At 49.0% G+C, this 18,239-nt stretch carries 19 protein-coding genes; 8 read left to right on the top strand and 11 right to left on the bottom strand.

Annotated elements, in window-relative coordinates; genetic code table 11:
* The first annotated feature begins 684 nt into the window (after positions 1-684).
* Both AN477_RS05260 and AN477_RS25830 read left to right on the top strand, forming a co-directional pair.
* Positions 685-2,439, top strand: a complete 1,755-nt coding sequence (locus AN477_RS05260; RefSeq protein WP_054968132.1) for an outer membrane protein assembly factor BamB family protein — start codon at positions 685-687, stop codon at positions 2,437-2,439.
* A gap of 194 nt (positions 2,440-2,633) precedes the next feature.
* Entirely contained in the window at positions 2,634-3,017 is a 384-nt protein-coding gene (locus tag AN477_RS25830; protein WP_425388127.1) for an ATP-binding protein, read from the top strand.
* Positions 3,018-3,599: 582 nt separating this feature from the next.
* Here AN477_RS25830 and AN477_RS05270 read toward each other — a convergent pair.
* The 4 genes from AN477_RS05270 to AN477_RS05285 all read right to left on the bottom strand — a co-directional run bounded on the left by AN477_RS05270 (position 3,600) and on the right by AN477_RS05285 (position 6,222).
* Positions 3,600-4,667 carry a protein kinase domain-containing protein gene (locus tag AN477_RS05270; RefSeq protein ID WP_054968134.1) on the bottom strand — a complete coding sequence of 356 codons (1,068 nt, stop codon included), beginning with the start codon at positions 4,665-4,667 and terminating at the stop codon, positions 3,600-3,602.
* Between the two features lie 313 nt (positions 4,668-4,980).
* The gene (locus AN477_RS05275) at positions 4,981-5,229 is read right to left on the bottom strand and encodes a hypothetical protein (RefSeq protein WP_054968135.1); all 249 of its coding nucleotides are present in this window, start codon (positions 5,227-5,229) and stop codon (positions 4,981-4,983) included.
* Positions 5,216-5,770 (bottom strand): CcdC protein domain-containing protein, encoded by a 555-nt coding sequence (locus AN477_RS05280; RefSeq protein ID WP_054968136.1) that lies wholly within the window; start codon positions 5,768-5,770, stop codon positions 5,216-5,218. Before AN477_RS05280 ends, AN477_RS05275 begins: the two co-directional genes overlap by 14 nt.
* Positions 5,771-5,838: 68 nt before the next feature.
* Positions 5,839-6,222, bottom strand: a complete 384-nt coding sequence (locus AN477_RS05285; RefSeq protein WP_054968137.1) for a hypothetical protein — start codon at positions 6,220-6,222, stop codon at positions 5,839-5,841.
* Positions 6,223-6,679: 457 nt separating this feature from the next.
* Here AN477_RS05285 and AN477_RS05290 point away from each other — a divergent pair, with 457 nt between their 5' ends.
* Complete coding sequence (locus AN477_RS05290; RefSeq protein WP_054968138.1) at positions 6,680-8,209, top strand: hypothetical protein; 1,530 nt, start codon at positions 6,680-6,682, stop codon at positions 8,207-8,209.
* Between the two features lie 166 nt (positions 8,210-8,375).
* On the opposite strand, the gene AN477_RS05295 is transcribed toward AN477_RS05290, so the two are convergent.
* Both AN477_RS05295 and AN477_RS05300 read right to left on the bottom strand, forming a co-directional pair.
* Positions 8,376-8,924: a DUF3231 family protein gene (locus AN477_RS05295; RefSeq protein ID WP_169787845.1), complete on the bottom strand. Its 549-nt coding sequence runs from the start codon at positions 8,922-8,924 to the stop codon at positions 8,376-8,378.
* 105 nt (positions 8,925-9,029) lie between these two features.
* Positions 9,030-9,425, bottom strand: a complete 396-nt coding sequence (locus tag AN477_RS05300; RefSeq protein ID WP_054968140.1) for a hypothetical protein — start codon at positions 9,423-9,425, stop codon at positions 9,030-9,032.
* A gap of 288 nt (positions 9,426-9,713) precedes the next feature.
* Between AN477_RS05300 and AN477_RS05305 the strand changes: the two genes are divergently transcribed.
* The 3 genes from AN477_RS05305 to AN477_RS05315 all read left to right on the top strand — a co-directional run bounded on the left by AN477_RS05305 (position 9,714) and on the right by AN477_RS05315 (position 12,293).
* A complete protein-coding gene (locus tag AN477_RS05305) occupies positions 9,714-10,625 on the top strand; it encodes a phosphodiester glycosidase family protein (protein ID WP_054968141.1) in 912 nt (303 codons plus the stop codon).
* A gap of 14 nt (positions 10,626-10,639) precedes the next feature.
* Positions 10,640-11,623 (top strand): WD40 repeat domain-containing protein, encoded by a 984-nt coding sequence (locus AN477_RS05310; protein WP_054968142.1) that lies wholly within the window; start codon positions 10,640-10,642, stop codon positions 11,621-11,623.
* A gap of 145 nt (positions 11,624-11,768) precedes the next feature.
* Positions 11,769-12,293 carry a DinB family protein gene (locus AN477_RS05315; RefSeq protein ID WP_054968143.1) on the top strand — a complete coding sequence of 175 codons (525 nt, stop codon included), beginning with the start codon at positions 11,769-11,771 and terminating at the stop codon, positions 12,291-12,293.
* A 72-nt stretch (positions 12,294-12,365) separates the two neighbouring features.
* On the opposite strand, the gene AN477_RS05320 is transcribed toward AN477_RS05315, so the two are convergent.
* Complete coding sequence (locus AN477_RS05320; protein WP_245631727.1) at positions 12,366-12,743, bottom strand: DUF5684 domain-containing protein; 378 nt, start codon at positions 12,741-12,743, stop codon at positions 12,366-12,368.
* Positions 12,744-12,982: 239 nt separating this feature from the next.
* Here AN477_RS05320 and AN477_RS05325 point away from each other — a divergent pair, with 239 nt between their 5' ends.
* Complete coding sequence (locus AN477_RS05325; RefSeq protein WP_054968144.1) at positions 12,983-13,186, top strand: cold-shock protein; 204 nt, start codon at positions 12,983-12,985, stop codon at positions 13,184-13,186.
* 119 nt (positions 13,187-13,305) lie between these two features.
* Here the strand turns inward: AN477_RS05325 and AN477_RS25645 are convergent, their stop codons facing one another.
* Both AN477_RS25645 and AN477_RS05330 read right to left on the bottom strand, forming a co-directional pair.
* Complete coding sequence (locus AN477_RS25645) at positions 13,306-13,437, bottom strand: hypothetical protein (protein ID WP_281176317.1); 132 nt, start codon at positions 13,435-13,437, stop codon at positions 13,306-13,308.
* A gap of 299 nt (positions 13,438-13,736) precedes the next feature.
* On the bottom strand, positions 13,737-14,063 hold the full coding sequence (locus AN477_RS05330; RefSeq protein ID WP_054968145.1) for a hypothetical protein: 327 nt from the start codon (positions 14,061-14,063) through the stop codon (positions 13,737-13,739).
* Between the two features lie 285 nt (positions 14,064-14,348).
* Between AN477_RS05330 and AN477_RS05335 the strand changes: the two genes are divergently transcribed.
* Entirely contained in the window at positions 14,349-15,020 is a 672-nt protein-coding gene (locus AN477_RS05335) for a hypothetical protein (protein ID WP_054968146.1), read from the top strand.
* Between the two features lie 87 nt (positions 15,021-15,107).
* Here the strand turns inward: AN477_RS05335 and AN477_RS05340 are convergent, their stop codons facing one another.
* Both AN477_RS05340 and AN477_RS05350 read right to left on the bottom strand, forming a co-directional pair.
* Complete coding sequence (locus tag AN477_RS05340) at positions 15,108-15,473, bottom strand: hypothetical protein (RefSeq protein ID WP_157061825.1); 366 nt, start codon at positions 15,471-15,473, stop codon at positions 15,108-15,110.
* Between the two features lie 1,042 nt (positions 15,474-16,515).
* Entirely contained in the window at positions 16,516-17,859 is a 1,344-nt protein-coding gene (locus AN477_RS05350) for a DNA recombination protein RmuC (protein ID WP_054968149.1), read from the bottom strand.
* Positions 17,860-18,239: the final 380 nt, after the last annotated feature.

Genomic DNA, 18,239 nt, shown 5'->3' on the forward strand with positions numbered 1-18,239 from the left:
GGATCGTAAAAGCCTATAGCAAAAAATGGATGATGCTACCTGCTTATTCACCAGTTGTCTTGTTTCAGCGTTCATGCCGAAAATGATAAAAACTAAATATTCAGACCGCGTTAATGCAACGCTAGTGCAATCCACTCTTTCAATGTAAGGTCGAACGTCGTCTGCCGATGCTCTTTAGAAACGATTACCCCGCACCCTTCTAGAATGTCCTGGTGGTCGTCGTGTTGAAGAAAATAGCAGGTATCGTTTTCAAACACTACATGCTGGTGTGGGTCCTCTTGAGGGTGACAGAACGGACACTTTGGGGTTTCAGGCATGCAAGCACCTCTCAGATATTTTGGACAAATATACCATTTTAAGACGCATAGTTCCGCATACTCTTCAGTGATCTCCGGACTATTTTTTATAAATAAAGCTGTAGCCGACATCTACGATGCACTGACACCTGTACGGTTGTATCAACTTGGAGCCCTAGCTGTCTGATGATTCCTTATATCGCAATTTATAAGCCACCATGGGGAAAAACGTCTTACCTCCCGCCCTCTGTCACACCAGCCCCCGCAGCTCCGTCAATCTTGTAGCCGCAAAATATATTGGTTACAAGAAACTCGAAATTGAACCCACATATGGCGCAAGCCAGGTTCGAATTGCGCAGACACGCGGCAAAGCTGATGGGGTGAGGGAATGAAGTCGTACGCCAAATTTTTGATACTCTCAACAGGTCTCATGACTGCCTTTTTCGCGGTGTCCGGCTGCGGCTCAGCAGCATCGACAGCCAGACAAAAACCAGACGGCCAAAAGCCTCCCAAAGCCTCTGGTCAACCCACACAGTCCAGTTCCTCGGGAGAGCAGTCCGGAAGTTCTTCCAACTCGGGTACTGGCGGGGTCAACGTCTATCCAGGGAGCTCGGGGCACTCAGCAGGCTCGACAAGCTCTGGCAGCGCAGCGAGTTCCCGTACCTCCCTTCCCGGCCTTTCGGACAACTGGCCCACGTTTGGCAACAACCTATGGCAAAACCGCGTTTCCCCTATTGCACGGACGGTACCGAACCCGAAGCAGCAGTGGAGTTTGCAGTACAGTCTGCCCGTGAGTGCAAGTGGAGGCAACGAGAGTTTCCCGTTAGAAGAAAACGGAATCCTGTATTTCACAACCATGCAGGCCAAGGTCATTGCGATGGACGCGGCGACCGGACGGGTGTTGTGGACATACACCCCCAAGCTGCAACTGTTACAGGGGATCCCGACCATCAATCGAGGAGTGGCGCTAGGCGACGGAAAGGTGTTTGTGTTGACGGCGGATGATAAGCTCATCGCCTTGTCCCAATCTACAGGAAGCCTGATTTATCAGGTGACGGTGGCGGACGAAGCGAAAGGTTACTTTGAGTCGATGGCTCCGTTGTACGCCAAGGGCAAAGTGTTCGTCGGTAGTGCCGGCGGCGATGAAGGGGTGCGCGGTTTTGAGGCGTGTTACGATGCCGCGACTGGTGCCCGTATCTGGCAAACCTACACAGTTCCCAAGCGGGGACAAGGGTGGCTGCCGAGCACTGGGCAGCACGGCGGCGGCGCTGTTTGGAATGTGCCTGCCTACGACCCTGGGACACAACAGCTGTTTTTTGGAACCGGCAATCCGTCTCCCGACTTCTTCGGCGCTTCACGTCCTGGACCCGACCCGATGACAGACGCCGTCGTAGCCGTTCAGAGTGCGACGGGACAGGTGAATTGGTACCAACAAGAAGTCGCACACGACCTGTGGGACTACGACGTCGCCTCTCCCCCGATGTTGTTTTCGGTCGGAGGCCAGCTTGCGGTTGGAGAGGCTGGAAAAGACGGACAGTGGTACGAGTGGTACGCGAAAACGGGTAAGCCCGTGTTTGCACCGATCGCGTTCGTCAAACAACAACATTCCCCGCCGACGGCTACACCTACGCTGGAGTGGCCCGGTTCGGACGGCGGCGCAAACTACGGACCGAGTGCGTACAACCCTGCGCAACACACCGTCCTCGTTACGGGGATAAACGGACCTGAATACCTGCGCGCTCTGCCCACGAGTCACACGAGTTATCGGGTCGACGACGGGACAAGTGCTCAAGCCGCGCCAGTCGGCGACTGGCGCGGCACGCTGACTTGCATCGATACGCAGACTGGTAAAGTGGTGTGGCAAAACCAGCTCGCCACACCAGCTATCGGCGGAGTCACGACAACCCTCGGCGGCACTGCCTACTTTGGAGAAGCCAACGGGTGGCTGTACGGCGTCGATGTCTCTAATGGAAAAACGGTCTGGGCATACCACGCGGGCATCCCGGCCGGCAGTGCTCCAATTGTCTACAAGACCGGCCAACAAGTCTATCTTACCTTTGTCTTAGGACAGAGCGGATCGCTGCAAGGTCTCTTTCCGTACCAAGGAGAAACGCGAATCCTGACATTCCGGTTGGGAAAGTAGCCGAGTCGATCATTGGTGAGTATTTGAATATTGCTAAGTCCCCTCTTGATGATGATGTAACTGATGTGAATTTGCCGGTATTGCTAACCGGTGCAGTTCAGACATTACAGCCGTATGTCTTCGGATAAGAATGTGGACCTTAAGCTGGCACTTCATGCCGATATGGTGATATTAAAGAAAATTACTCAACGATTCTGCAAGCCTTGATTAATGTAATTAAAAACGCAATTGAAGCGTGTATGAATGGTGACTCCTCATCGGTTCAAGTCCATTTGAACAAAGGAAATACTGAGGCTGAAGTGAAGATTGTTGACACGGGTAGTGGAATATCCGAAGCTACATTAGAAAAGCTTGGTCAACCGGACTATTCAACGAAGTCTCAAGGGACCGGTCTCGGCTTAACATTGGCTTATAAGGTAATTCATGAATTGGGGGGGAAAATATCCGTTCAAAGTGAAGTAGGATTAGGCACTACGTTCCGGATCACACTTCCATTAGTCGAAAGGGTATTTTTTAAGCGCCCATCAAATTTGAGTAAGCAGCGATGGGTCACTTCTGCTTTTCTTGGTACAGAGTAAAATACCCATCTCGCTTTAGCACGAAAAAAGTGAACACTACTGTGGGGGCGGTGTTCCCAGGGATCGGTTTAACAACAGGAAGATAAACCAGATAACCATGAATGAATTCGGGAGGCGAAGAGGGAACATATCGCCTGCCCTCCTCGTCTTGAAACTGTGTACTATTCCATCTTTCGGACGTCTTTACAAAGGTGTTTCCATTGTAATGCACCCAAGGCAGTTGGGCGTTGTACCACATGGAATATCCGCCCCAACCACCTATGCAGACAATCACAAGACTGAATATTGCTATCCACCATTGAGGTCTGTGCAGCATAGCCACCCTCCTCTTAGACTTTTCAGCGGAAAGAGTCGTGTCACTTTTCACTCTGTCTCCGTATGTTAAACCTAAACAGTAATCTTAAATAGAATGCTTAGTGCACCGTTCTGCCCAAGAGTCCTATAAGCCATCGACGGCCCTGTTGCATGTGCATGCAATCTGCGTTGACATCTGCTATCGCAGATGTGTCTTCAGCGACATAAAAAAACAGTTGAAAACCAAGCCATCTGTACGTTACTGGCAATCAAAATTATATGGATGGATCACCTGAATCGGTCGAACTCAATTGCCTCGGAGACCCTTCGAATCTCCTCTACGGGGAACGGTGTATTTATGCTATCTAAACGAAGATTCGTGTAAAAATCATTTATGACTGTGGCGATTGGAGCATATCTATGGATGATTCCCGCTGCTACGGAACCCACTTCTTCTGTCGGGTCGTACCCATTAGCACACCGATGTATGAAGTCACTTCGGTCTTTTCGGTCCATTAAGCCGACTAATCCCGCTACAACCCAATTTACAAGGTGTGTCACCACATAACACACGTCATGGGCCATGTTCAATTCGAAAAACGCCCATTCAGAATCGGACAGTTCAAATCGAGAAGACGTGACGAGACCAAAGTCCGTAATGTAAATGTGGCGTCCGTCGGTTAGAATATTCTCAAAGTGAACATCGAAATGGAGTAACCCTTTCGAATTCATAAACGATACAGCGGAAGTCACCTGTGGTTCTACCATGGCGAATGCTGAATTAGCCACATCCTCCCCCATTGCGACTTGCTCATTCATCCAGTCATGAAGGTTATGCGGAATGTACTCGCAGAACAGTACAACACTGTCTACTGATTGTTCAATTGCTTCGATACGGTCTCCTACCGCCTCAGAATTCCAAAATTCAACCATACGTGAAATATCGCTCAGTTCCTCAGACAGTGGCATACGAAGATTCGGCAACACCCGCCAGTGATACATCAAGGGAAAACTTTCACACTGTCTTGCCAGCACCCAGTTGGTCGTCATGGTGTGTGCGGCGACTTCACGCCAAACGCCACCTGGTGGTGAGCCGATACCGTAGTGACAATACGGCGGCAGTTCGAACACATTTCTGGTGGACATCACATTCTGAGTGCGTTTCTCTAACTCCGTCAAGGGTATGATTTTCACGAAGATTGGCGTATTTTCAAGTTGCATTAACCCCGATGTACCACCGATGCCAGTGCCCAGAATCGAAGCGCTGTCCAATCGCTCTCCAAGCCTTTGATGGCTGAGCAACGCTAAGGTAGTGGACACATGAGCGTAGCGAGCAAGGCGAGTTTCATAAGACATACATAGTCCTGTTCGGGAAGATTTCATCGTGGCACGACCCTTTCGGTTCAAAGGCAGCGGTTCATTTGCTTCCGAAGACAAAATCCGATGTCCATTTCCCGCTTTTTAACCAGTCGTAAATCGCTGGATCTTTGAAGTACACCGTTTGATTTCCGGTTTGATATGCGATTACCCCATCAACATAATGATACAGACGGGTCAAGTCAGGCGAGTCTCCCCACGTGTAATATGCAGGGCTATAATTTCAATGCTCTTCCTAAGTGACAGCTCTAGGACTAACGTGGCTGGTCCCGTGTAGCCATTGGAGACAATATTAGACTGGAATTGAACCTGCCGCAGGACCCGCAACAACGTACACCATCTGTATGCCATCAGCAGCAGGAATTTGAACCGTTTGCTTCGTCGGCTTCACAATTGCCTCAGTCGGTGTCTTATCTCGTAACGACGTTACAGAACCGGCAAGTATCAATACCACCGCTAAACCTCGAATGACATACGTTTCTTCGTCGCAGCGCAATTCGTACGGCTCCAAGACCATCAGTACGGTTTCAATGACCCGCACGCGTTGACTCCGTCTGACTCCCCAGCTGTTTCGCCTTCCGCAGTAAGAATGCATAGTAGCCGATATAATAGGCAACCAGCAACATAAAAATTCCAGCTGTCCACGGGTCGGAGAAATTCTGAGCTACCATGTGGTTTTGGCCAGCTGTATCCTGTTGCTGCATCTGACCGATGTCCGAAGACAATATGACAAAGCGAAATACCAAGCGGCCGATAAACAGAACAATGAGTCCCATGCCAATCCACAGGTGTTGAAGGTAGCCTAGGCGGCCATTCTTTATTTCAAACTTGGTTGTACGAGCAGAAATAAACGCGATGATACCGCCCATCACCACCCCAACTGCATCCGACACATATGACATTGGATGACCTGCACCGGCGGACAAGACTACCAAAGCAAGCACACAAAATATTACGATGCGCGTCGTCATCCTCTTGCGGGCCAAATACTGAAATCCGACTGTCCTCCGGATTCTTCGATACAATCCCCAAATGACTAGGGCAGCGACAACAATGAGGGAAATATAGTGCTGCTGATGCACGAGTCAGCCTCCTATATCAAGACGAATGAGTACAGCTCAAATCCCAACCATACGTGAAGTACAGAAAGTCAAGAACGAAGCTTGACCTTGTCCTTCGGGCGCAGCCGCAGTGCAGACCAAGTATCATCGACAGATACATTGCTGACCACCCGGTAATCCGTATCGTATTGAACCATGCTCACCAATACATTACGGTTAATGTCCGTTTTAATGCCGGCACTTTGCTTCGGATATGTCAGCCAGAAGACCCCGTCGTTTGCCAGGGACTCAAGCAGTTGCGTCACCTGTGCACGAACCTCTTCGGCATTTTTTACAAATACCTGGATGAACGTGTACCGTCCATCGGGAGCTTGTCCATCCGCAAGATCAAGATGATATCCCTCCGGAGCGTTCGCAATATATGCAGCCCCACCCTTATACTGTAATTTTTTCAACAGTTCCGACTCAGCCACTTACCTTCCTCCATTCGCTAACTTTCGGCCGCCCTAAGGCTGGCTTCCTCAACTCCAAAGATATCAGACATGAATGCTGATTTGCCTGTATAAGTCCCGCTTTTGAAAGATATCCATTGACCAAGTGTACTACATGGCCACGATGACCACGGCCAGAATCGTAGCTGCCACAATGCGTGATGTGCGATGAGGGTAAATGCCTTGCACTGCCCAACTCACGATAAAGTGTAAAACAGTTTTGCAAGACGTAACCTTTGCGTCATCAGAAACGTCTTTGTCATCGTGAAGAGATATTTTCCAACTACCAGACAGCTATGTCGACTTGTCGATGTTGGATCTACAGCCGTCAATGTGCAGCGGTCGAAGCTCGCGAATTCAACAACAATAACGGCACGGCAGCTGGGTGAACGTCTGCAGAATGGCCACACACAGCCTACATACAAAGGGAGGTTATGAGATGAAGCGTCACACATGGATTGCCAGCCTAGCAGGGGCGTCCTTGCTTGTAACATCTGTACCACTTGCATGGGCGGCACCAAACCCAGCCACAACTTCAAGTGCTAACACGCACTCCGTAACGGTCAACTTGGCTGGAAAGAAACTAATAACAACGAGCTTTACGGTGGCAACAGATCCAAACTCAGGTCACCCGACAAGCTGGATTTCCGCTATGACCGTGGAGGGTATCCTTCGGCAAATCGGGATCGACGCACACTTTGTCCCGGGTGTGAATCAGTTAGTGATGAATATGCCGCTGGGTTATATCGTCCCAAAGAGCTTACAGGTTCCTTACCACGCAACCACTCCGGGGCACTTTGTCATGTTCGTGAATGCCAAGAGTGTCGCCTATCCTCCCATGCTTGGTACTGGACCCAACATGGACCTTCCGGTGTGGTACGTGATGAAAACACTGCGGGCCATTGGTGTCTCAACGCACTGGACCGGGTCAACATGGAACATTGCTGGAAGAGTCCAGGTTCCACAACAGACGGAGATGGGTGGAGAGGTAAGCAAGACGTTTCAGTTGACACTCTCAAACAAGCCTGCGGGGCTCGGTAGTGTCCCGACACCTCCGGTACCGCCAGAGTCTCCAGTGACCGTTCAATTACCGATGAACAGTCTTCTGAAGGCTGCCAACAAACCGTTGAGTCAGGCCGCTGAGGCCATGCCAATGAATGCCTACGTACAAACGGGTCGCGCAACTTACATCGTCGACAAGTCGATTTCGTCTGTTGAGAACTGGTTCGATCTCGCTTACACTGCACAAGGGTTTCCGCCGAGCGGAACGGGATGGAGCGGTAATCTGAAGACTGGCGAATATGTGGAGAGTCAATCCTTTGCACCGTATAAGCAGGCACCTGGCCAGGACGAACACATCACCATGAGCTATGAGGCCTTAGGTGCCAATCAGACCAAAGTGGAGTACTGGGTGTATGACACGGTTACCCCGCCACGGCCCACTTCGAGTCAGCTCGCGGCAAACGCCACGAGTATGACTGTTACGACGACGTCGGGCAACCAGAGCGGCAGTGCGGGAACGAGCATCAGCGGGGCCAGTGCCGGTGCGGCGACAGGCACGACAACAGGTACCGGCAGCCAAAGTAGCGGTGCAGTTCAGACAACGACCACGACAGTGACGAACGGCATCGCCATTCAGAATGTCATCAAGGCTATTAACGCACTCGACACGATTGATCCGCCAGGCGTCAATCCCGGCGGCCCAATGATTCGCACTATCACTGCAGCAACGCTGACATTTACGTACCCTGACGGTCACACTGCAACGGTCAAGGCTAGTAAGCTGGACGCCATGTACGGAGACGTCATCGTCGACAACATCCCGCTCAAGGATCCGAAGGGGACTGTGTGGGCAGCCATGGAGCAGGCCCACATGATCGCAATCAACCCCAACATGAGGTTCCCGGTCGTCATCAACGTCGGTCTCCAATATCAGTCTTGTAACTGCCTGCGAACATCCCAACGATGACTGGCTGGGGAAATTTCCACCTTCGTTTGTTAAATGATGCTCGCCTTATAGTAGAGGTGCAAAGTCTAATGGCTTAAATGGATAATTCCCGATGGATACGCTCGAACCTCAAACCATTTCCAGAGGGGTTCTTATAATCTTCTGATTCTGAAGATAACAAGGTTCTTCAAGTCTGGGGACGCCCGGGAGCGATATAATATGGCGGAATTTTAAGCCAATCCCGTCTCTGCATAAGGGCTTTTAAATTCGTCAAAAACGTCAAGTGTTCTGCTTGCATACGAGTGAACATCATTGCAATGTCCGTGCGGATCGCCGTCGTTGCTTGAGTAGCACAAGCAATAATTTCAGCCGCTGCTTTGACGCTCATAGCATTGGCAATTTCACTATCTGTCAACTTCACACCTGCTGGAATATCGCTTTGCTGTGCGTTAGGTTTTGTTTCATCTAACGGAGGAATTGGAATTCCTTCCCGCTCCAGAAGCTCGGTAACCGTCTTCATTTGGGTTTCACAAACTTTCATCATTTCATTTAACGCATGTACAAGCTCTTCGTCTGTCGTCGTGTTTAACCCTATTTTCGTTGCAACTATGCCTTCACCAATTGTAGCTAGGTACGTCCAGCAACCCATTACTTCTCCAACGTGCATCGGAGGCTTCGTCTTATTGTCATTTAACGATGAAATAACGTTTGTTACAGACTCTAATATGTTTGCCACAGTACTCACTCCCACTAACTGAATAAGGATAGGATTTAGAAGTGTGCTGGGCATTATGCAAGGGATGGAACATTGATTTCTCATGTTGTAAGCACTCCTCGCACCCTACAGTCGCGGAAACATAAAGAAATCAATAATAAATCCGCCCGCGACAATGGACACGAGCAGTACACCCGTTACCGTGATTCTCCAAGCCATCGACCATTTGCGCTTCCACACTTGATACACCGGGACGGCCACCCAGAAGAAAATGGCGCCTATCACAGCAAAGGCGATACCTGATACTACACCAAGTCTGTATGTGAAGTGGTGATAAGGAGAGAGATGCGTGTTCGCGACGCCCTCCCAGATGACACCGACGAAGACGCACGCAGCACCGAACAGCGCTGTGCCCGTCCCCCGCAGCGCGCTGTTCCTTGTGGGTCTGCCCATCATGATAAAAAGGGACCCGAGTGCTAGAGCACACAATATTGCGATAACCAGCCACCCGAAGCTCTCCATTCGCCATCCTCCTCTCGGTAAATATTTATGTAGGAATGGGAACGCCAATGAAGCTCGAATCGCCTCGAAGTTATATTCCGTGAAATGTTGAGGATACAAGGATGCATGCAATTCGTGTATGGGTTTATTCAACTGCGCTATCAGTTCAAAATCTGTTGTGTGATGTTCATAACGCATTGCTCCTCGCGTTCTGGATTGTCTCATAAAGATGTACAATATGACGAGGTTCTAAAGTAAAAGAGAAATGAAGCATGAAATAAAGCAGATTGGTCCTAAAGGAGAAAGACATTGAAAAAGAGACACAGGAGAAAGAAGGCACAAAGACAACTCATACCCTTTTTTGTGGTCTCGGCAGTTTATGTAACAGTGCTGGGAGCCGCTATTCATCACTTCCTCCCAAAACTGACACCGCCGAAGACCATCGTTAATGTACTGCCGCCAAGGGAGCATTTCGTCGCCACTGGATATGAGACCCAAATTCCATTTTCGGTCAGCAAGGATACCAATACAGGCGGTATTCTTGTCAAAACAGTAGAATACCCCGGTTTCACGGCGACAATTATGGAAATTAGTAACCCAACGCGTGTACAAGTGGCCATGACTAAATACAAGGGCAGCGTCGGAGAAACCGTCTCGCAGTTCGTCAATGACAATAATGCGGTTGCCGGAATTAATGGAGGATCATTCACGGATTCCAATGATTGGAGAGGGACCGGTGGGTTTCCCGATGGCATTGTCATCTCCAATGGAAATTTGATCAACAACAGCGATTTAGGTCCACAGCCTATTATTGGGTTTACCTCCAGTGGCAAAATGATTGCTGGAAACTACTCTTATGGTCAACTACACGATATGGACGTAACACAAGCTTTATCCTTCTATCCCGTGTTGGTCCAACATGGACAAGACATCGTACAGGGAAATGGTGGATGGGGCTACGCACCGCGAACCGTGATCGGTCAAAAAGCCAACGGGACGGTGCTGCTGATTGTGACCAATGGACGTTACGAAAACGGTCCAGGAAACGTCGGAGCAAGTCTGCAAGACATGGCCAATGTATTGTTGCAAAACGGAGCGGTTATCGGTGCCAATTTAGATGGCGGATCGTCAGCGACGATGATTTTGAACGGAAAACTCATTAACGAGCCGACAGATGTCCTTGGCGAGAGAAAAGTCGCCACCGCCATCATCGTAAAATAACAAGGAGTTATGCAATGAAAAAGTCATCATGGACAGCAATCGCTATGTGGGGTGCATTGTTAACCGCGGGAACAATTGTCATGGAAGGCGCCATGTATCATCACGAAGTGCTGATAATTCAACCCGAGGTTCGAACGGTTCAACAAGAGATTAATACCTTCAACCCATCTCATGCGATAGCGGCCCCAGGCATACAAAACGCCACGCTAATGGGGATATCGAACGATGGTAACTTCATAGCGTATGTTACATCAGCAAAAGAACTAAATGTCACCAGCGTCCCGACAAAAGCGACACAAACCGTTGCCTTCCCGACTCCCATCATCTACGTGAAATGGATAGAAAATCGCAGCATATTCGTCGTCACAAGTTCTGGTGGAACTCTGACTTTATACCGCTATGATTTAGCAAGCGGAGAAAAACATATGATCCAACAGTTTCGTGGGCATCAGGTTCAATCGATTGGGTTCAGCCCTTATACGAACGATACATATGTCATCGTCGGAAACGGAACGGACAATGCGGCATATCGGTTTGATACGAACGGCGATTTTTATAGTGTGGTTGTTAGCGGGATCACTCCGCTTCATGCGGCCGTTGGGGAGACAAACATCACGGTGTATGTGGAAAGCACCGCTCATACCATCTTGGCTAAAAGTGAAGTGACTGGAAGAACAACTGTTGTAGCGCAAAACGCCACATTGTTGGCTCAAATGAATAACAGTATTTACTTTGGAAGTCTGAGTAAGGGTGGCATTACGGAAGTTGTGAAATACGCAAATCAAACGAAACAAAAGGTTGTCCAGTTCAATAAACCTCAAAACCCAAGTCACATTTTTGTAGATAGACAAGGACATGTTTTCTCAATCAATGGGGACTACGTCACCAATCAATCCATTGGGCAAAAATGGTTGATCCCAAAAGGAAATGAAGCGAAGTGTGTACAAGGCGGGATTGTGCTCGTTGAGAAAGATGCTTTTAAAATTGTTGCGTACTAACTGCAACGCAGGAATAAACGTGGCCGGTAGTGCCAACGGCTTGCCCCAACCTTTGAGCGCGACGCCGACTGTCTCCAATGACTGAACCCTAGTCGCCTTACTGCGTGGTACTATATAGAGGTGGTACCCGAGGAGGGGAACAGCCGTGAAAAACGAATTGTTCGTAATTCCGTTTGGAAGTGAAGAACCTGAAATCGGTCGATGGTTATGGGCTCTAGAGGATGTTCGCAAGACATTGCTAGAGAGACTGAATGGGATTAGTCAGGCGACTCTTGATGCAAAAATTGAAGGCAGTACATCGATTGGCTCCCTCCTGTATCATATTTCCATCGTCGAGGCCGGCTGGTTGCATTACGACATACTCGGTACTTCGCTGCCTCCAGAAATAGGAATGCTGTTCCCCATTGAACCTTGGTCCGAAGATGGTGTATTGACTCACGTTGAGGGACAGTCCATGGACGAGCACCTCCATCGCCTCAATACCGTACGACACGTGTTCCTGTCCCATTTCAAGCCCATGACTCTAGCAGACTGGCGCGCTCCTCGAACTAACGAAGAAGAGGGATACGATGTCACACCAGAATGGGTTGTGTATCATCTCATTGAGCACGAAGCCCAACACAGGGGACAGATTTTCCAACAACTCCGCCAATTGGTCAATCCGCAGTAGCCGATGAATAATTGGGATGTGCTGCCCGGCCTAACTCGTCGGTTTCGGTTTTGGTTTTACGTCAATTGCCGTTCAGGGTGTATCGAGTATTCGGTGAAAAAGCCCAAACAAGCCAAAAATATAGTAGACCGGATACAAAAAAATTGCTAATAAAACAAAAGCTTCATGTTTTCCAAAGGCTTTCAATAGCTTCATCTGCCAAAGAATGAAGAAAACAATGTTCGCGATTGGCACTAAGTACATAAGCAACCACCAGCCGGACTTCTTAATCAGCAAGAGTGGGAGTATTGTACTACAGATGGGGACCCATGCCATCCATTCGATACGCGGGCGCCCTGCGATTTTCGCAAGTCGCATATCCGCCACTCCGATGATGACGTACAATCCCACTCCAACCAATACATCAAATACTAGACCCATCCCCGAAACAATCCCTGTACTTTGTGACAAAAACACGGCCTCCTAGAAACATATTCAGCCTAGTCAATGTAACGTATTTTTGATTCAAAGGACAGTTCTGCATCCCGGTCACCCGAAATCAACGTAGCGACAGAAGACATTCGTTGATCACGATAAAAAAGATACTCATCATCGTGAGAAGATATTGTACGACTAAAAAGTCGCAATATGTGTTAACATAGAGATGTAGCAGAAGGCTACATAGTCGTAAGTGAAGGTGGAATAGATTGATGACACAAGGTACCGTAAAATGGTTCAACGGCGACAAAGGTTTCGGATTCATTTCAGTTGAAGGCGGAGACGACGTATTCGTCCACTTCAGCGCAATCCAAAGCAGTGGCTTCCGTACATTGGAAGAAGGTCAACGCGTTGAGTTCGAAATCGTAGAAGGACAACGCGGTCCTCAGGCTGCCAACGTCGTCGTTGTAAGGTAACCAACTGATAAATTAGACCCATGGTATATGGGTCTTTTTTAATTTGTGAGGGAAATAGCCGCTGCATGCTTCAGTTCTTGAACAGCAATGAGGACACCTGGAAAGGTGCCCTCAAGCGGTTAATACCCTCCTACCGCGCCGCCGGCGCAACTGCCGCCAATCGGACCATACGGGACAAGCAGGACAAACAAAACGAAGATAATCAGAAACACAACTGCCCAACGTGTGTATCCGCCAAATGCTCCGTACATGATGTCACCCCCCACACCAGCCAATGTATGTAAAGGAATGATGAAAGACTGGACGAATGCATAGGGCACTAGCCTACTTTCTTCATTTCACCGCAGCATAGCAGCTATTTCAAGCCCAAACACCAACGCAAAAACGGAATGCTCACACGCAACCCCAACGTACATATGTGCAAAAGTCCGAACAGAGGACCTCCGCAGCCCTCCTTATCACTTAAACCTTGAGGCAACTTTGGGCGATAGGATTTTCACTTGCCTGATTGCATCGGCTCGGCGAGTTCGTCGGGCACGGTGAGCTAGACTCATGCGAGACGTTCCCCGCATCGTTGACTGAGAAGCACCATCGATACGTGGTTGTTCGCTAAAATCCGCATAAACCGCGCCTTGTTGGTGTTCATTTCCGGCGTATTCGCCCATTCCTCTGGAGGTACGTGCGTGGATACTAGTTTAAACCGCGCAGAAGAATGACTCAGCTCACGTGCGAGAAAGTTCAATTGAGCCCTCGTTAATCCGTACACAAACCGGTCGTTGTCCTGACTGTCTCTCCGAATATGGACTGCGTTCAGTACAACCATCTTTAAATCTGGCGCTTTAATGGCTCCCATATAGACGAAGTTATAATTGGCCACCGTATATAATTGGCCACCGTAGGTCCCCCTCCATGTTGTCCAGATATCTGTAGTAAATTCAACGCCGCAAATGTGGGACATGGATAGGGGTGGAATGTACTTGTGTCTACATGCTGACAGCCAAAGGGGTGAATGTCTGTGACCCTAAGCGTCTGAACGCCATTTCATAAGTAACACATGCGAGCTGCTGATATCCGTATTCATTACGATCACGTTTCATCACGTTTCATCACGTTCTCTCGGACATACGAAGTCAGCTCGCGAGATTAGGAGGAAGATATAGCAATGGCATTTACGAACATCCAAAAAAATAATTGTGTCAATGTTCTTTACTACGAGGGAAAGAAAATACTCAATCACAATGGCAAAGTGTACAAACGAGGGAACACGAATAACTGGGTGATTCTTCGACACTACAATCCCACAGAAAACGGGGGCTTGAGTCTAAATTATCTCTGTTTTTACATGGGAACAAAGCCGAACCCCATTCTTCCTAAGGGTATTACTGTCACATCATGGAAAAAGTTAGTCACTGCACCAAGATTGACACCTGGCTTGGGGCTTTCTACCGTACAACCCCCCATCACGACGCCACCCAAGAATGCGACGAAGTATGTAAAGTCAGGCGATTGCTTTGGCGTATCGTTCTTAACGGTACAAACAGTCAGCGGAAAAGGAGTAACCGGAACAAAGTATGATAGTCGAAACGGACGCTTTCTGTACGCGGTGCGATATGACAACAAAGTCGTTTGGTACCTCTCAGAGGGCAAGGTGGGTTCTAGCATTAAATCGATTGTGTATATGCACTGGAATACAAGTCCGGGAAAAACTGCGCCGAGCTTTGCAACGAACAAAAACATAAACAACTACTGGATTCCTCAGATGGTCACCAAGACGGAAGGAACCACAGACACTATCGCCCTCTCTCAAGTCAAAAAAATTCCGGACGCACTATAAGCGACCCTGAAACATTCTTTCATAAAAAGGGAGGCCTGCAGGCCTCCCATCCCCTGTTGACATCTGTTCTCTCTACTTACACTCCAACTACCACAAAAATGCTAGCGCAAAAATCCAGGCGAAGGCCAGCCACCACCACCACCAACCTCCGTACCAACCTCCATAGCCCGGGTAACCCCAACCGCCGTACCCAGCGCGAGCGCCGTACCCACCACCGTATGGGCCATAGCCTCGATAACCCCACTGCGCTAAAGCCAGATCCAGCTTCTGCTCGTCATCTACACCAATTACTTTGTCGGCGCTTGCAAGCCTGGTCGGTGCGTAACGCCTCGGCACCAGCATCAATACACCACGGTTGTTGATATCTGTAACAATGCCCTGGTGCATACCCCACGGAGTTTGAAACCGGACCCATTGCCCCATGTAACGAATACAGTCACCTCTTGAGCACACTTGTGTCCTCTCCTCGCGTTGTTGTTTTACATGAGCACAGGAGTCTCCAACCCCAAAGCCGCTCTCATCAACACACTATGAACGACACTAGGTCAAGTCCTATGATGGATACCCCGTTACAGTTGCCCTGACTTCAGGAAAATGTCCGCGCATATCCTATGGCAATCGCCAAACGGCCTCGGAATCGTTGTGCATACAGTACAGTGAACATCGATTCGCGGGAGGTGGACAGGGTGAAATTGGATACCGTGATCAAGCTGGGGTCTCTGGCCTTTGGCGTGGCTCAAGATGACAGGATCCGTCAATTGTTGAAAATTGCACACAACGGAGCGAAGCGGAGAGGGTTTTATGATGTTGGACCGATTGTTCCACCACCTGGACCAAGCGTCCCTTACGCACCCGTCCGGTCATCGGGTCCAAGGAGTCGATACCCCAGGTGAAGTTGTGTGAATTGTGAATGCGTGAATGGTGCATTAAAACCAGATGAGCGGATTATAGAAGACAATCTGCGAAGGCCTGCTTTGGGCGGAGGAAACTTGGGATTTTCGGCGATCTCGCTCCTTCTCGGAGCCAGTGTCGCCATTCTCTATTTGTGAAGCCCCTTCCGCAGAGATTAACCGTAACAGGTCAAACCGGATCGACAAGATAGTATGCTATCGAGATTTCATGCGCAAAGGAACCAAAGAATGATGTATCCTCAAAAAGAAGGTTGTTGAAATTCTGTTGGAAGTCAGAAGCAAAGAGGTGAATGCTCCACGGAGAAGGGCGTTGGCACGAGATATCACTGTTGCGCGACTTGCATTCACTATAAAGCACAGCGGACAGAGACAGGCGTTAGAACATTTTGCTCACGACTGGGATACGATACAAAGCCAAACTATCAATTTCATTGTTGGAACCCGAAAGACCGAATTCGAGTGAAGCTTGGCGTCAACACCGCTACTGATCAAGAAGGTCATTGATGCCAAAAATGAATCCAACCAAAATCAGCTGAACACCTCAAAAAGGACGAGCCTGCAGCTCGTCCCCTGTGCGAGAGGGTTTAAACGCTCTCCTCAACCTCTTCGAATGCGATGTCTTTTGACGTTGACAGTTCCGGCAGCAAGTACTCCGATTGACTGACCGGGAGTTCTTCCACAGTCCGCAACTTGCGTTCAATGGAGCGCGACTTTCTCGCTGCCGTTTCAATGGAATTACTCGCTTCCTGCAACTTCTTCTGCGTCTTTTGCAGCAAATCGCCAAAGCTGCCAAACTGAGTTTTAATCGCGCCTAGCAGCTCCCAGACCTCACTCGATCGCTTCTGAATGGCAAGGGTGCGAAATCCCATCTGCAGGCTGTTCAACAGCGCTGTCAGCGTCGTGGGACCTGAAACGACAACTCTGTGCTCTTGCTGAATCGACTCCATCAATCCTGAATGGCGCAAGACCTCTGCAAACAGTCCTTCAATCGGCAGGTACATAATCGCAAAATCAGTGGTATTCGGTGGATCAAGATACTTTGTGGCAATTGACTTGGCCTCCGCCTTGATGCGTGACATCAGGGCTTTTGCTGCTTCTTGGAATACCGTTGTGTCCCCGATGTCTTCCGCGTCAAGCATACGTTGGTAGTCCTCAATCGGGAATTTGCAGTCAATTGGCAGGTAGACGACGCCCTTGCTGTCCTCTCGGCCCGGTAACTTGATGGCGAATTCGACTCTGTCCGCCGATCCGCTCTTCGTCGCCACATTCTTCCCGTACTGCTCCGGAGACAGCAACTGCTCAAGTAACATCTCAAGCTGTACTTCGCCAAAAGTTCCTCGCGTCTTGACATTGGTCAAGACGCGCTTTAAATCGCCGACGTTACTAGCCAAGGACTGCATCTCGCCAAGCCCCTTGTGCACAGCCTCCAGGCGTTCGCTGACTTGCAAGAACGACTCTGAGAGCCTCTTTTCGAGTGTTCTATGCAGTTTTTCATCAACTGTTTCTCGCATTTGTTCCAACTTCTTGGTGTTGTCTTCCTGAATTTTCGACAATCGCTCTTCGACAACCCCGCGCACACGCTCCAACTTTTGTTCGTTCATCTCAGTCAAGGTCCGCAGTTGAGTCGAGAATGCATCAAAAAGTGCCTTTTGCTGTGCGTTTTGAGCATCGAAGTTGCGCCCTACAACTTGATTTAATTGGAGAAACAGGCGATTCGAACTTCCTGCAGATTCCTCGCGGTCGAGCTTCGCCTGCTGAACAAATTCTTCCCGGATACGCCGAATTTCCTGTTGAAACACCCCAGCCAGGTCATCTTTGCTTTTATCCAGGATGCCCTCCAACTGAGGCATGTTGCGTTGTGGCCGCAACTGCAGAACCAAAAGTAGAAGTTGTATCACGATGATAACCAGGAGTAGAATCTCTGTCACAAAGCTGCCTCCAATCTATCTATTGGATCGGGACTCGAGTTTAACTTAAATTATACCGATGATGGCAAAGTGCTGGAAGGTCCTTCTGCAAAAACAATATTCTGCCGGCGCTAACGTGTAAGACGAGTTTGGGAGAATACATAATCTGTTCTGTTGCGAGTCACAATGCAAAAATACATCGTATTTCCTGTTGAAATATGTCGTAATTTCGTCTATCTTGGTGTTTAGTGTGTTTGTGTTGGAACGGAGTGAAAGTTAGAGTCTCATGTAGTGGTGTAAATTCCAAGGCTGGATCTTGACGAGAAAGCCATCGAGTGCAATCTACTAAAGGTGACGAGCAAATAGTAGAGGAGGCACGTCGATGGCTTCTACAGACAAGA

Origin of the sequence: Paenalicyclobacillus ferrooxydans (assembly GCF_001399675.1) — a bacterium.
Lineage (GTDB): Bacteria > Bacillota > Bacilli > Alicyclobacillales > Alicyclobacillaceae > Alicyclobacillus_B > Alicyclobacillus_B ferrooxydans.

What these genes read in the sequence shown, in the direction of transcription:
- AN477_RS05335 (WP_054968146.1), top strand. Translation starts at nt 14,349, where the DNA reads ATGGCATTTACGAACATCCAAAAAAATAATTGTGTCAATGTTCTTTAC.
- AN477_RS05300 (WP_054968140.1), bottom strand. Translation starts at nt 9,425, where the DNA reads ATGGAGAGCTTCGGGTGGCTGGTTATCGCAATATTGTGTGCTCTAGCA.
- AN477_RS05270 (WP_054968134.1), bottom strand. Translation starts at nt 4,667, where the DNA reads ATGTCTTATGAAACTCGCCTTGCTCGCTACGCTCATGTGTCCACTACC.
- AN477_RS05325 (WP_054968144.1), top strand. Translation starts at nt 12,983, where the DNA reads ATGACACAAGGTACCGTAAAATGGTTCAACGGCGACAAAGGTTTCGGA.
- AN477_RS25645 (WP_281176317.1), bottom strand. Translation starts at nt 13,437, where the DNA reads ATGTACGGAGCATTTGGCGGATACACACGTTGGGCAGTTGTGTTTCTG.
- AN477_RS05290 (WP_054968138.1), top strand. Translation starts at nt 6,680, where the DNA reads ATGAAGCGTCACACATGGATTGCCAGCCTAGCAGGGGCGTCCTTGCTT.
- AN477_RS05260 (WP_054968132.1), top strand. Translation starts at nt 685, where the DNA reads ATGAAGTCGTACGCCAAATTTTTGATACTCTCAACAGGTCTCATGACT.
- AN477_RS05310 (WP_054968142.1), top strand. Translation starts at nt 10,640, where the DNA reads ATGAAAAAGTCATCATGGACAGCAATCGCTATGTGGGGTGCATTGTTA.